The sequence below is a fragment of the Winogradskyella costae genome (assembly GCF_013403865.1).
Lineage (GTDB): Bacteria > Bacteroidota > Bacteroidia > Flavobacteriales > Flavobacteriaceae > Winogradskyella > Winogradskyella costae.
In genome coordinates this window covers 41166-55031 of sequence record NZ_JABFDK010000003.1, presented here as the reverse complement: position 1 = coordinate 55031, position 13866 = coordinate 41166, and the positions used below count along the sequence as shown (strand labels likewise).

Below are 13866 nucleotides of genomic sequence, written 5' to 3'. Positions count from 1 at the left end.
GAAGTAAAACTCTGTATACATTAATATTTTTTTAATACCTTTAATACTTATGAAAAAGATTATCCCATTCATTATTGTCTTAATTTTAATTGCTAGTTGTAAATCCTACAATTACAGTCCAACCATTAATAACGACAACGAGAATAGCTTTGTAAAAAGTGATACCGTTTCCATAAGCAGCGATGAAAACGATTACGAAATTCTTATCATAGAACCAGGCTTTAACTCATGGCTACTAAGCACGGCAAGACCAGAGGGTTATTACTCACAAGAATTTTTAGAATCTAGAAATGCACTTTTAGTACAAGGTTGGAATCAAAGAAACCTTCAACCCCATATTTACGACCCAAACCTCTATGAGGTTAGAATAGATTACGATACACGTACAGATTATGGTTACGACATTAATTATAAACTTTATAATTACTTTATATACTTCCAATTAAAATACAAGCAGCAACTTTCATCGTTTACACCTAGAATTTAGAGTAGAAAACCCACATAATTTAGTAGTTTTGCATCACGACATTGCGCTATGGAAAAATTTAAAAAACATTGGGAAATTCAGCAAAATTGGCAGTTGCTATTTCCCTTTTTTGGTTTAGTTATTTTGGGGTATTCAGCTTTTAAAATTTCGAATGGCTTTTTAACGAATTATGGATTAACCTTAACCATCGTTGGTGCTCTATTTGTTTTCTTTTTGTTATTAAAGCTTACCTTATTCATATTTAAGAAACTTGAGAAGAAATGGATTCTCGACTATAAGTGGGAAATGATCCGCGTTTTTATGGTATTTGCCTTTACTGGGACATCATCTTTATTTGTTGGCAGGCCGATTATAAAAATCCTAGGAATTACTAAAGAAAACTTAAACCCTATACTCTACTGGTTTTTATTCATTATCATTGGCCTTATTTTCTATCAGATTCTTTTAGTAACCTTTGGATGGCTTTTTGGGCAATTCAAGTTTTTCTGGGAATTTGAAAAGAAAATGTTAAGCAGATTTGGATTAAAACGCTTCTTAGATTGATTATAAAAACAGTACTTTCTACACTTTTTAGAACATTGGCATTTGTGCTAGTGCTAGCTGTGCTGTTACCTTCTGCAGTTAAAATTAATCATGTATTTACACATCACACGCATGACGTATGTAAGAATGACCAATCATTAGACACCCATTTCCATAAAGCTGATATTGATTGTGATTTTTATAAATTTAAACTCACCAATAACCTATTTCTAGTATTTAACAACTATGAAATAGCATTAACAAAAACAGCAGCTGGACAGCTGCCATCATATTATATTTCTTTAAAAAATTATCAGCATTTAACAAGTTTTGTAAGAGGCCCTCCTAAGGTTAGTTAGAATTACAATTTTCTAATATTCTCATAAATCTATTTAAATGAAATCAATAATTATTGGTTTAGTAATCGCTATTTCTAGCTTTAGCTACAGCCAAAACTGCAATTATATTTTTTTAGGCGAACTTAAAGATTTTCATGACGGAACACCAATAGAGTCTGCAACTATATACCAAAAAGAAAGTGGTAAATATGCTTTTTCAGACTTAGATGGTAAATTCAAAATTGAAAATTTATGTGCAGGTACCTTAACATTAACTATTTCTCATGCCAACTGTGACACTAAAACAGTGAGTTTTGAAATTAATGGAGATACTTTTAAAACCATATTAATTGAACATCATATTGAGGAACTCAAAGAGGTTTCAGTTATAGCACATGTTGACCAAAAAGAAACTAAAACAGCCCAAGAGACCGTACTTAAGGAGCTTACTCTAAAAAAGTATTCTGCTTTAAGTATTGGTGACGCGCTAAAGGAGGTTGCTGGAGTTTCTTCTATTAATACAGGGAGTTCTATCGTTAAACCTATGATTAACGGTATGCACAGCAGTAGATTAATCATGTTAAATAATAATGTAAGATTACAAGACCAAGATTGGGGAATTGAGCATGCACCTAATATGGATATTAATGCGGTGTCTCAAATCTCTGTAATTAAAGGTGCAGGAGCACTCGCTTATGGGGGCGATGCTATAGGAGGTGTTATTGTTACAAACCCAGAACGTGTGTTTTTAAAAGATACACTATTTGGTAAAACAACACTTAGTGGTCAGTCTAATGGAAGAGGTTATTCTGCAAACACTAAGTTAAGTAAATACACTAAAAAAGGTTGGTTTGCATCTATACAAGGATCTCTAAAACAAAATGGTGATTTTGAAACACCAGATTATGTATTAACCAATACTGGATCTAATTCTAAAGGTTTTACTTTTCGTGGTGGAAAGCAAAATTTTGAGTCTGGTTTTGAAGTTTTTTATAGTTATCTAAATAATGAAATAGGTATTCTTAAAGCTTCTCATATTGGTAACATTGGAGATTTAGTAAGCGCTATAAATAGTTTAGAACCTTTAGTAATAGAAGATTTTAGTTATGATATAGACGCACCTAAACAAGATGTAACACATCAACTTGCAAAAGCCATGTATTACAAACGTTTTAATAATTTTGGAAAAGTAAATTTACAATACGATTTCCAAAACAATCAACGTTTTGAATATGATATTCGTGTAGGAGATGATAGAGATAAAGCCGCTTTAGATCTCAAGCTTCAAACCCATACTCTATCTTCAGACATTGTGCTCGATGCATTTTCTGACTATAAATTGAAGTTTGGAATTATGGGTAGATATCAAAATAATTTTGCCAATCCGGATACAGGTGTAAGACGCTTAATTCCGGATTATGACAAGTATGATTTTGGTGTCTATGCGACAACAGAGCATAATTTAAATTCTAAAATGACTTTAGATTTTGGATTGCGTTATGATTTCAATCGTATTGATGCTAAGAAATTTTATTTTACATCACGTTGGGAAGAACGTGGTTATGATGAAGATTTTTCGGATCTCATTATTGATGATTTAGGAACACAATTATTAGCAAACCCTGTGTTCGATTATCATAATTTTTCAGTGTCAACAGGATTTAATTATCAACTTAATGAGCGTCATAGTTTTATAGGAAACTATAGCTTATCAAGCAGACCACCAAATCCTTCAGAATTGTTTAGTGATGGATTACACCACTCTGCTGCTAGAATTGAATTGGGAGATTTAAGGCTAACTAAAGAAACTTCTAATAGAGTTTCTGCAAGTTACATCTATAATTCAAAACAGTTTAACCTAACAGCTGAAGCTTTTTACAATCACATTAATGATTATATGTTTATAGAACCAACAGGTATTGAGCAAACCATAAGAGGTGCTTTTCCTGTTTGGGAATATTTACAAACTAATGCCGAGTTATACGGTATCGATTTAAGTGCAAACTATAATTTTAATGCGCATTTTAATTTTTCAAATAAAACATCTTTCACCGTAGGAAATGATATTGAAAATGATAGACCGCTTATAAATATACCTGCTTTTAATACTCGAAACAGTATAACTTACACTAACGATTGGAAACAATTTTCAGCGTCATTGACAAGTGATTGGACTTTTGAACAAACAAAATATCCCGATAATAACTTTGAAACGTACATTGCATCTATAGACGAAACAGTTTTAGTGGATGTAAGTACACCTCCAAGTGCTTATCAATTGTTAAACTTTTATTCTGAAGTCACCTTAAAAACGTCAGATAAAACCAATCTAAATATTGCTCTTAGCGTAAATAATTTATTAGACACTAATTACAGAGCTTACTTAAATCGCCTTCGTTATTTTGCTGATGACATGGGAAGAAATATAATGTTACAATTACAATATAACTATTAAAAAAAATCAAAAACATGAAAACAATTAAATTTTTATTTATTACCGTATTAAGTTTATCTGCATTAACATCTTGTTCATCTGATGATGACACCCCTGAAGCTGTAAACGAAGAAGAAATCATTACAACAGTGCGTTTAGAATTAACATCAGCGAGTGGCGATGTTGTAGTGCTTCAAAGTCAAGATTTAGATGGAGATGGACCAGATGCACCTGATTTTTCTACGGAAGGAACTATTTTAGCGGACACAGAATATACAGGAAACATTCAGTTTTTAAATGAACTTGAAAACCCTGCTGAAGATATTACTGAAGAAGTATTAGAAGAAGGGGTTGATCACCAAGTATTTTATACATTTACGACTAACAATGCTAATAGTAGTGTTACTTATACTGATATAGATGCTGATGGAAATCCTATTGGATTATCAACGACATTTAATTCTGGTACGACTTCAACAGGTAATATATTAGTGGTTACTTTAAGACATGAACCAACAAAAAGTGCTGATGGTGTTAGCACTGGAGACATTACAAATGCAGAAGGAGCAACAGATGCCAACGTAACGTTTACATATAATGTAAACTAAAAACTATTTTCAATTAAAAAAAGCACTCCAATGGAGTGCTTTTTTTATGCATTAATTTCTGGTGTTTCTTTTTTAATCACGTATGTGTACAACCACATTAAGGTAAATGTTGGTATCACATCAAAGCCTGGCAATCCTTCTTCTACTAAAGAAATGAATCCTGCTACTTTACCTGCTTTACCTACATATAATTTTGTCATTAACCAACCCGAAATTGGTGCCCAAACAATATCAGAAAATTCCCCGATCCCTGGTATTATAAATGAGACCAAGCCCAAAGCGTCTAAAATAAGACCTAATATTAATTTTTTGTATTTATTCATGTTATGTATTAGTTACTAAGGTATTTAAAGCAATAACTATTCCAAATAAAATAGGCTGCCATATTAGTATACAGATTTATGGTGTGGTTATCGTTTTTATATTTAACACCTTTTAAAGTTTTACATTTGTCTTAAAATAAAATATATCTGATTCTTAGTTTTGTAGAATTAGGCATTAAGTATTACTTTCACATCGTATGAGTAAAACCGTTATTTCCGCAAAGCAAATTATGAAAGCCTATAAAGATCTCGATGTCTTAAAAGGTGTTGATTTAACCATCTTAGAAGGTGAAATTATTTCTATTGTTGGCGCTTCTGGTGCTGGTAAAACTACGCTGCTTCAAATTTTAGGAACTTTAGACAAACCCGATTATAAGTCAGACACTGAACTGATTATAAACGACCAATCTATTAAAACTTTAAATGATAAAGATTTAGCTAGGTTCAGAAATAAGAATATTGGTTTTATTTTTCAATTTCATCAGTTGTTACCAGAATTTACAGCCTTAGAGAATGTTTGTATACCTGCATTTATTAATAATACATCAAAAGCTGATGCCGAAAAGCGCGCTATAGAACTGTTAGATTATTTAGGTTTAAAAAATCGTATCCATCACAAACCTAATAGTATGTCTGGAGGAGAACAACAACGAGTGGCTGTTGCTAGAGCCTTAATAAACAATCCGAATATCATTTTTGCTGATGAACCATCTGGAAATTTGGATAGCGAATCTGCAGATCAGCTTCATAATTTATTCTTCAAACTTAGGGATGAAATGAATCAAACCTTCGTCATCGTAACTCACAACCATGAATTAGCTGAAATGGCGGACCGTAAATTGACTATGGTTGATGGGAAGATTTTAGGATAATATTGAAAGGCTAGCTCTTCTTTAGCATCTTCAATGTAAAGCCTCCAAGAACCAGAATCACAACAATTATAACAGCCCAAAGCCAATAACTGTTTTCAAATAGTGGTTTTACCTTGGCTTGTGTTTGCTTTACTATAACTTGCTCCTCCCCTATATTTAAAGCTTTTAATCCTTTAGGTATTTTAGTTTTAAACTTTGCAATGTCATAATTTGGAGTTCTCGCTGAGGACTTACCATACGCTAGTACATACTCGGCCTGCTCCGTAAACCGTCCCACTAGTTGGTGCTCGTAACCTTTTACAGAAATATCTTTTAGCGTTAATGGCTGATTATCCCCATTATAAATTGTTATTTTTAAATGATTCGCTATTGTGTTTGAAAATTTAAAATGATTAGTTTCAAGCGAGTTTAAGGTGGCATTTTTAATGGTTCTGTAACTATACCTCCACCCTTTTTCAGTTTTTATACTATCGCTTTTATATTCAATTTTTAAAGGTCTATAATAATCAAACGTATTACCAACGTTAATATGTAATTGACTTATGGATACCGATTGTTTTAAATCTAAACTAATAGTGGTCTCTTTTTGCTGCTTATTCTCTGTAGTCACAGTATTCTTAATAGGATGATTTACAAAGCTACCGTCGGTAATTTCGTATTTAAAAAGTTGTGCTGATTGTAGTTCTGGCTGATCTTTTTGTTTCACTAAAAGTCTAAAAAAACGGTATTTAGCATCCGGAAAATCTAGCTTGGTAAACTTAAAATCAGTCGTTTCATTTTTAATGGCCATAATCCTATAATCGTCAAGAATTGTAAACCATTCTTGTTGATTTTGGCTGCCTTGCAATTCTATTCTCCAATCAAAATTTTGCTCTTTAAAATTTAAATCAATCTGATTTATAATGTCCTCAGAATTTAACTGGAATGTAAAATAATAACCATTAGATCCTTTTGTTTTATTAATGATATCAAATGAAATGGTTTTACTAACCACTTTTTCAGAAAGCACTTTTAATAAATACGGAGCTTCAATGGTATCCTTTTTTGTTATTCCATAAATTCTAAGATCTGATAAATCCGAATTTACTTTTCCGAATACAGCCTCTGGCAGAGCAATTTTATGCCACTCATCATTCACGTCATTTAATGCTCTTTTATAATTATGAGTTTCTATTTGCGCAGCACAAAATGAGGTACATCCGATAAGAAAACCTATAAATAACCTAATTGTTAACGTCATCTGAAATTTGATTTTTGTATTTATTGTATAAAAACGAAATGATTAAAAGTAGGACACCAAGCGACACAAATACTATAGTTTTTGAAATGGTATTTAGATGCACAATATCGTAAAAGAATAGCTTTACTAAGGTAATTGCAAAGAAAGCCATACCTCCAATTCGTAAATAGACTTTATTTTTCCAGATCCCAAAAGTAATTAATAAGAACGAGTACACTCCCCAAAGAATGCTTAATCCGAGTTTATAAGATTGGGTAGATTCAGACATATCCATCCAATGAATAAGCTCGCTGCTCAATACCCAAACAATGGAAACATGAAGAATAATATCATAAGCTATATTATAGCCTTTGGCAATATCTTCGCGTTTAACAAATTTATAACACGTATATAAAGCGCCTGCTAAGAATAGAAAAGACACATAGCGAATCCATAAATGAAAACTGTTTTCTGCAAAATATTCTGACGGATTTAAATAGCTTTCTCTTAATTCACTAATAATAAGTAAACCTTGTGTTAAGAACACAAAAATGCTCATAACCGTTAATGCTAAAGCAACTTTCTCGAATAGTTTATTTTTTATAATCTTGAAATTAATCATAGATAATACGGTTGTAAACAGTAAAGAATAGTTCAGAATCCAAATAATTTTAAAGTCTAATAAATCATAATTACTAAACGTTTCATCATAATTATCTTCTGTAGGAATTACCAATCGAGAACTATAAAATATCTGATCCCAATACATTTCAATTTCTAATCTAAATGCATAATAAGCAGTAAATAATAAAATTGCAGGTATGATATAAGTGAATAAACGATTCCAAATAGAATTAGCCTTTAAAGCTGAGACATAATCTTCTTTCCTAGAAAGCCAAACGATAACGCCAAATGCAGCAACAAACAACATTGAAGTTAAAAAGTAAATATTAAAAATTGAACTTACTTTATTATCTGCATCAATAGTGTAGTATAAACTATAACCATCAGACCAATCTTCTAGAAGACTCACAAATGCCAACACCATCAATGGATACGATAATTTCTCATAAACCGTAATCCCTTTTGTTCGTCCCAACCAAAATAATAAAGCAGCTTCACTTACCCATAAAAGCGTCACCCAATTACCATCTAACTGTACCGGAATTGTAATCGTAATAAACACTAAGACCATTGCTGAAGCTAAGTAGAACAAGTTTTTGTTCCCTAATTTCATCTTATAAAAAAGAACACTAACTATAAAATGGATAACAGCATTACCAAGAGTAAATAGTCCTAGAAGCTGAGAACCTGTCTCATGATCACTCAAAATAGCATAGCCAAATCCAAAAAACAAAAACGAATTAAGAAGTAACAATACAACATCGCTTCCCTTAAAAATCTCTCTTTTAAGCATCTTATAGGCCAAAAATGTGATGTAAAAAATAATAAAGAATAAACTTAGAAAAGTTAAAGCTAAACTTAGATGCTCCGCTTCATAATATTCAAAAAAGAACCATGATCCAAAAATAAGCCACGTAAATATAAAGGCTGAATAATATAATGATTTCCAATGTTTCTTAAAGGAAAGCACTAAGATACCGATATTAATTATCACCATATAGCTAAACAGTACTTCTACTTGCCCAGAACCATTACTCAGTAAAAACGGCACCGCATAAGCCCCAACTAAACCAATATGTGCTATAACTTGTTTATTATAACTTATGGCAGCCACCACTGTAAATGAAGTAAAAATTACCATGAGTGCAAACGCAAAAACCTGAGGTATTAAATCATAAAAGCTGTAGGCAAAAAAGGTGATAAAATACAGAATCACAATAGAACCACTAACTAAAACAGCACTGTAGGATTCATATTTCTCTTTGAGTTTAAAACCAAATCCTAATAAGCCAATCGCCATGACATAACCAAGTATAATTCGTGTTAATGGACTTATTAAATCGTTTTCAATGGAGTATTTGGCACCAATCGCCACACCAATAACAGTAATAATAATCCCAATCTTATTTAGAAGGTTTTCACCAATAAATTTTTCAATACTCGATTTAGATTTGGGCGTTTTATCACTAGTTTTTTCTTCTACTTCTTCAAGTTCACTTTGATATTCGGGCTCTAAAACAGGCTCCGTTTCTTGTGCTGTAGAGTCGCTAGCTTCAGCAATAATTTCCACAACTTCTCTTAAGTCTTTTACAGGTGATTCGTCTTGCTGTATTTCATCTACCGTTGATATTGGTTTTTCCTCTATCGAACCAGATTTTAAGTGATACAATTCCTCTTTAAGACTATTAATTTCAGAAGAAAACTCGGCTTGCTTCTTAAAAAGCAGCTCTAACTTCTCAATTAACTTATCAATAAGTTCTTGATTTGTTGACATATACAATTGATTTGGACGTCTTTTCGTATAAAAAGACTAAGCTAAAATAGTTTTAAAAAACTGAATGGTCAACTTTGCGCATTGAAGTTCTATTTATAATTACATTTTATCGTGCTTATGTAACACTTATTTTTCGGCTAAAAACTATTCATTTTTAATGTAAGTTTGAAGCCATAACGGTCAAAATCAACAGTCAACTTACCCGTCTTATAGAACACTAATTGATTTGAATATAATTCATCCATATGGAGTTTTATTTGAATCCGCAATGAGGATTTAGGGTAACACAAATTCCTTACAATCGAATTAAAAAAACAATTACCATTTATATATTAAACTTATTAACTATTTGACTTAAAAGCTGTTCAAATAAAACTAAACATTATATCTAATTAAACTTTCAAAAACTTTAATTTTGTAAAGCAATAAATACAATACACATGAATTTCCGAATTGAAAAAGACACAATGGGCGAGGTTAAAGTACCTGCCGACAAACTTTGGGGAGCGCAAACAGAACGTTCTCGTAACAACTTTAAAATTGGTGCTTCTGCATCTATGCCCTTAGAAATTGTATATGGTTTTGCCTATTTAAAAAAAGCCGCTGCTTATACTAATTGTGAGCTCGACGTTTTATCTAAGGAAAAGCGTGATTTAATTGCACAAGTATGCGATGAAATTTTAGAAGGCAAGCACAATGATCAGTTTCCATTAGTTATATGGCAAACAGGTTCTGGTACACAAAGTAACATGAATGTTAATGAGGTTGTTGCTAACAGAGCTCATCAAATCGCGGGTCAGGTTATTGGTGAAGGAGAAAAAACAATTCAACCAAATGACGATGTAAATAAGTCGCAATCATCTAACGATACATTCCCAACCGGAATGCACATTGCAGCTTATAAAAAGGTTGTAGAAACTACGATTCCTGGAGTTATTCAATTACGAAACACGTTACATAAAAAATCATTAGAATTTAAAACGGTTGTAAAAATTGGTCGAACACATTTAATGGATGCAACTCCGTTAACTTTAGGTCAGGAATTTTCTGGTTATGTATCGCAATTAGATCATGGGTTAAAAGCCTTAGAGCACACCTTAGCGCACTTAAGTGAATTAGCTTTAGGTGGTACAGCTGTAGGAACAGGTTTAAACACACCAGAAGGTTACGATGTTTTAGTAGCTAAATACATTGCTGAGTTTACAGGTTTACCATTTGTAACTGCTGAAAATAAATTTGAAGCTTTAGCTGCTCACGATGCTATCGTAGAAACACATGGTGCTTTAAAATTATTAGCGGTTTCTTTGAACAAAATAGCTAATGATATTAGAATGATGGCTTCTGGGCCTCGCTCTGGTATTGGAGAAATTATAATTCCTGCAAACGAACCAGGAAGTTCAATTATGCCGGGTAAAGTTAACCCAACACAATGTGAAGCTTTAACTATGGTTTGTGCACAAGTTATGGGTAATGATGTTGCTATTGCTGTTGGAGGCACGCAAGGCCATTATGAACTTAATGTATTTAAACCAATGATGGCTGCAAACATTTTACAGTCAGCACAATTAATTGGAGATGCCTGTGTCAGTTTTGAAGAACATTGTGCAAGTGGCATTGAGCCAAATCATCAAGTGATTAAAGAGTTATTAAACAACTCATTGATGTTAGTAACAGCATTAAACACAAAAATCGGTTATTATAAAGCCGCTGAAATAGCAAATACAGCACATAAAAACGGAACGACTTTAAAAGAAGAAGCCGTAAATCTAGGTTATGTTTCTGCTGAAGACTATGACGAATGGGTAAAACCAGAAAACATGGTTGGGACTTTAAAATAACGATAAAAAGGCTAATAAAATCGATGAAATACGTATTTCATCGATTTTTTAGTATATTAGCATTTCAAAACTATAATTATTATGAAGCATAAATTACTCTTTGGCTTTGCGATGCTAAGTTATTTCGCTATAGCGCAAACCTCTTTTCTACCTAAGGAAACGATTAATTCAAGTACCGGAGATGCTCCTTACACTATGACATCTGGTTTAATTGACGGAGATGTATTCCCTGATATTATTATTGGTACATATCTAGGAAATACTATTGAATGGTATAAAAACAATGGTGATAACACATTCACAATTCAGCCTTTAATAACAACCACATTAGAAGGCATCGTTTTTACTAAACTTGCAGATTTAAATGGGGATGGTTTTTTAGACGTTGTGGCATCTGGATATTCGAATGATAGCGTTGCGTGGTACCCAAATGATGGAAGTGGAAACTTTGTAACAGAAAATATAATTTCAAATGCTGTTGCTGGAGCTTCTGGATTCTCTATTGGAGATATCAATAATGATACATTTATAGATATCGCTATAACGGCTTACAATAACAACGAAGTCCTTTGGTTTTCAAATGATGGTATGGGTGCCTTTACTTTAGATACCAACAAAATTGACGACACTTTAGTAAACCCAGGGGCTATGGATATGGAAGATATTGATGGTGATGGCGATTTAGATGTTGTAGTGGGAACAGCCATCTATGGCGGTGACGTCATCGAAATATTTAGAAATAATTTAATTGAAGATGGTACGGTTTCATTTACTAAAGATCCCACAACTATAGCAAGCGGAAAAGCAGGTATTTTCCATGTGAGTTTTGAGGATATTGATGGTGATACAGATTTAGATATTTTAGCGACTGAAGTTTCTTATGGAAGTGGACCAACTGGAAACTTATATTGGTATGAAGACAACGGTTCTGGTTTTACTGAAACTACTTTTACAACCACACTCAATAACCCTGCGATGGCGCAATTTAGAGACTTAGATAATGATGGCTTAAATGATATCGTCCTAGGTAATGGTGCATCTGGCGCTGGGAATGACCTCGTATGGTTCAAAAATAATGGTTCAGGTAGCTTTGATGCAGAAGACATTATAGACGATACTCAAAGCCAAGCTTTCGTGCTTGCCATCGAAGATTACGACAACGATGGTGACTTAGATATCGCAACTTCTGCATATAATCAAGATGCCTTAAATTATTTTGAAAATGAGAAAATTGTACTAAGTATATCAGATGCTCAATTTCAGAATTTAACGATCTACCCTAACCCTACAAAGGATTTCTTAACTTTTAAAGGACTTACGACTAATAGTAATGTTTCTGTTTTCGATATATTAGGAAAACAAGTACTCGTTAAAGACTTAATCAATGGACAAACGCTTAATGTGTCAGAATTAGAATCGGGTATTTATACGCTTAAAATTAATAACCAAGTGACTTCAAAATTCATAAAAGAATAAAGAAATCCTTTTTTAAATATCTAAAACGCTTGTATATTTATACTAGCGTTTTTTTTTGTTCAAAAAAATAGCAATCTTTACAAAAACACTAATTCATATGTCTCTACTCATTACCAACATAAAACAATTGATTCAAGTTCACGATTATAATACCACCATTATTAAAGGTAGTGACATGAAAAAATTACCTGTTATAGAAAATGCTTACCTCTATATAGAGAATGATACGATAATAGAATTTGGTGACATGAGTGACTGCGAAGGCTTTGATGCCGAAACGATTATTGATGCTACCGGTAAATTAGTTTTACCATCATGGTGTGACTCTCATACCCATATCGTTTATGCTGGAGATAGAACTTCAGAATTTGTTGATAGAATAAATGGCTTATCTTATGCTGAAATAGCAAAAAAAGGTGGAGGGATTCTGAATTCTGCGAAAACGCTTCAAAACACCTCGGAAGATGAATTATTTGAACAATCCCTAAAGCGATTAAACGAACTTATCGCTATGGGAACCGGAGCTGTCGAAATAAAAACAGGCTATGGCTTAACGGTTGAGGCTGAGTTAAAAATGCTTCGGGTTATAAAACGTTTAAAGCAAGAAAGTTTAGCTATTATCATCCCTACATTATTGGCGGCTCATGCTATTCCTGAAGAATTCAAAACAAAAAAGGACGCTTATATAAGCTATATTACAGAAGACTTAATTCCGAAAGCAGCAGCGCTAAACATCACTAATTACGTCGATGTGTTCTGCGAAGAAGGTTATTTTAGTATAAAAGACACAGAAGCTATATTAGACGCTGGTAAAAAATTCAATTTGAGACCAAAAATTCATGTCAATCAATTCACCATTCTTGGTGGTATTGCGCTCGGAGTAAAATACAATGCGTTATCTGTAGATCATATTGAAGAATTAAGCGATAAGGATATTGAAGCTTTAAAAGGAAGTGATACTATCCCTGTAGCATTGCCAGGTTGCTCTTATTTTATTAGTATTCCTTATACACCTGCCAGACGCCTTATAGATGCAGGTTTACCACTAGCTATTGCTACAGATTACAATCCGGGTACTGCACCAAGTGGTAATATGAACTTTGTTGTAAGTGCCGCTTGTGTAAAGTTAAAATTAACACCAGAGGAAGCTATAAACGCAGCAACAGTGAACGGTGCGTATGCTATGGGAATAAGTAATATGTATGGGAGTATAACTCGTGGCAAAAAAGCCAACCTCATTATTACAAGACCAATGAATCATTATAGTGAAATACCATATGCATTTGCTCATAACCCCGTTGAGCAAGTCATTATTAATGGGCAAGTATTATAACAAAAAAAATCCAGAAGC

General features: G+C 32.8%; 11 protein-coding genes. 8 read left to right on the top strand and 3 right to left on the bottom strand.

Annotation, left to right across the window (positions count from 1 at the left end):
• Positions 1 to 49 precede the first annotated feature (49 nt).
• The 4 genes from HM986_RS09060 (at position 50) to HM986_RS09045 (ending at position 4389) form a co-directional block, all read left to right on the top strand.
• Positions 50 to 487 carry a DUF6146 family protein gene (locus HM986_RS09060; protein WP_179334771.1) on the top strand — a complete coding sequence of 146 codons (438 nt, stop codon included), beginning with the start codon at positions 50 to 52 and terminating at the stop codon, positions 485 to 487.
• A 48-nt stretch (positions 488 to 535) separates the two neighbouring features.
• Positions 536 to 1030, top strand: a complete 495-nt coding sequence (locus tag HM986_RS09055; RefSeq protein WP_179334770.1) for a DUF6787 family protein — start codon at positions 536 to 538, stop codon at positions 1028 to 1030.
• Between the two features lie 375 nt (positions 1031 to 1405).
• Complete coding sequence (locus HM986_RS09050; RefSeq protein ID WP_179334769.1) at positions 1406 to 3802, top strand: TonB-dependent receptor; 2397 nt, start codon at positions 1406 to 1408, stop codon at positions 3800 to 3802.
• A 14-nt stretch (positions 3803 to 3816) separates the two neighbouring features.
• Positions 3817 to 4389, top strand: coding sequence for a type 1 periplasmic binding fold superfamily protein (locus HM986_RS09045; RefSeq protein WP_179334768.1), 573 nt, complete (start codon positions 3817 to 3819; stop codon positions 4387 to 4389).
• Between the two features lie 44 nt (positions 4390 to 4433).
• Here the strand turns inward: HM986_RS09045 and HM986_RS09040 are convergent, their stop codons facing one another.
• On the bottom strand, positions 4434 to 4712 hold the full coding sequence (locus tag HM986_RS09040; RefSeq protein ID WP_179334767.1) for a hypothetical protein: 279 nt from the start codon (positions 4710 to 4712) through the stop codon (positions 4434 to 4436).
• A 197-nt stretch (positions 4713 to 4909) separates the two neighbouring features.
• On the opposite strand from HM986_RS09040, the gene HM986_RS09035 reads away from it, so the two are divergent.
• Positions 4910 to 5584, top strand: coding sequence for an ABC transporter ATP-binding protein (locus HM986_RS09035; protein WP_179334766.1), 675 nt, complete (start codon positions 4910 to 4912; stop codon positions 5582 to 5584).
• Positions 5585 to 5594: 10 nt separating this feature from the next.
• Here the strand turns inward: HM986_RS09035 and HM986_RS09030 are convergent, their stop codons facing one another.
• Positions 5595 to 6824, bottom strand: coding sequence for a DUF3999 family protein (locus HM986_RS09030; protein ID WP_179334765.1), 1230 nt, complete (start codon positions 6822 to 6824; stop codon positions 5595 to 5597).
• Entirely contained in the window at positions 6808 to 9201 is a 2394-nt protein-coding gene (locus HM986_RS09025; protein ID WP_179334764.1) for a DUF2339 domain-containing protein, read from the bottom strand. Before HM986_RS09025 ends, HM986_RS09030 begins: the two co-directional genes overlap by 17 nt.
• A gap of 440 nt (positions 9202 to 9641) precedes the next feature.
• Between HM986_RS09025 and fumC the strand changes: the two genes are divergently transcribed.
• The 3 genes from fumC (at position 9642) to hutI (ending at position 13848) form a co-directional block, all read left to right on the top strand.
• The gene (fumC, locus tag HM986_RS09020) at positions 9642 to 11039 is read left to right on the top strand and encodes a class II fumarate hydratase (RefSeq protein ID WP_179334763.1); all 1398 of its coding nucleotides are present in this window, start codon (positions 9642 to 9644) and stop codon (positions 11037 to 11039) included.
• 81 nt (positions 11040 to 11120) lie between these two features.
• Positions 11121 to 12515: a T9SS type A sorting domain-containing protein gene (locus HM986_RS09015; RefSeq protein WP_179334762.1), complete on the top strand. Its 1395-nt coding sequence runs from the start codon at positions 11121 to 11123 to the stop codon at positions 12513 to 12515.
• A gap of 97 nt (positions 12516 to 12612) precedes the next feature.
• On the top strand, positions 12613 to 13848 hold the full coding sequence (gene hutI, locus HM986_RS09010; protein ID WP_179334761.1) for an imidazolonepropionase: 1236 nt from the start codon (positions 12613 to 12615) through the stop codon (positions 13846 to 13848).
• Positions 13849 to 13866 lie beyond the last annotated feature (18 nt).

Excerpts from the sequence above, each read along its gene's own strand:
- HM986_RS09060 (WP_179334771.1), top strand. The coding sequence starts at position 50 with ATGAAAAAGATTATCCCATTCATTATTGTCTTAATTTTAATTGCTAGT.
- HM986_RS09055 (WP_179334770.1), top strand. The coding sequence starts at position 536 with ATGGAAAAATTTAAAAAACATTGGGAAATTCAGCAAAATTGGCAGTTG.
- HM986_RS09050 (WP_179334769.1), top strand. The coding sequence starts at position 1,406 with ATGAAATCAATAATTATTGGTTTAGTAATCGCTATTTCTAGCTTTAGC.
- HM986_RS09045 (WP_179334768.1), top strand. The coding sequence starts at position 3,817 with ATGAAAACAATTAAATTTTTATTTATTACCGTATTAAGTTTATCTGCA.
- HM986_RS09040 (WP_179334767.1), bottom strand. The coding sequence starts at position 4,712 with ATGAATAAATACAAAAAATTAATATTAGGTCTTATTTTAGACGCTTTG.
- HM986_RS09035 (WP_179334766.1), top strand. The coding sequence starts at position 4,910 with ATGAGTAAAACCGTTATTTCCGCAAAGCAAATTATGAAAGCCTATAAA.
- HM986_RS09030 (WP_179334765.1), bottom strand. The coding sequence starts at position 6,824 with ATGACGTTAACAATTAGGTTATTTATAGGTTTTCTTATCGGATGTACC.
- HM986_RS09025 (WP_179334764.1), bottom strand. The coding sequence starts at position 9,201 with ATGTCAACAAATCAAGAACTTATTGATAAGTTAATTGAGAAGTTAGAG.
- fumC (WP_179334763.1), top strand. The coding sequence starts at position 9,642 with ATGAATTTCCGAATTGAAAAAGACACAATGGGCGAGGTTAAAGTACCT.
- HM986_RS09015 (WP_179334762.1), top strand. The coding sequence starts at position 11,121 with ATGAAGCATAAATTACTCTTTGGCTTTGCGATGCTAAGTTATTTCGCT.
- hutI (WP_179334761.1), top strand. The coding sequence starts at position 12,613 with ATGTCTCTACTCATTACCAACATAAAACAATTGATTCAAGTTCACGAT.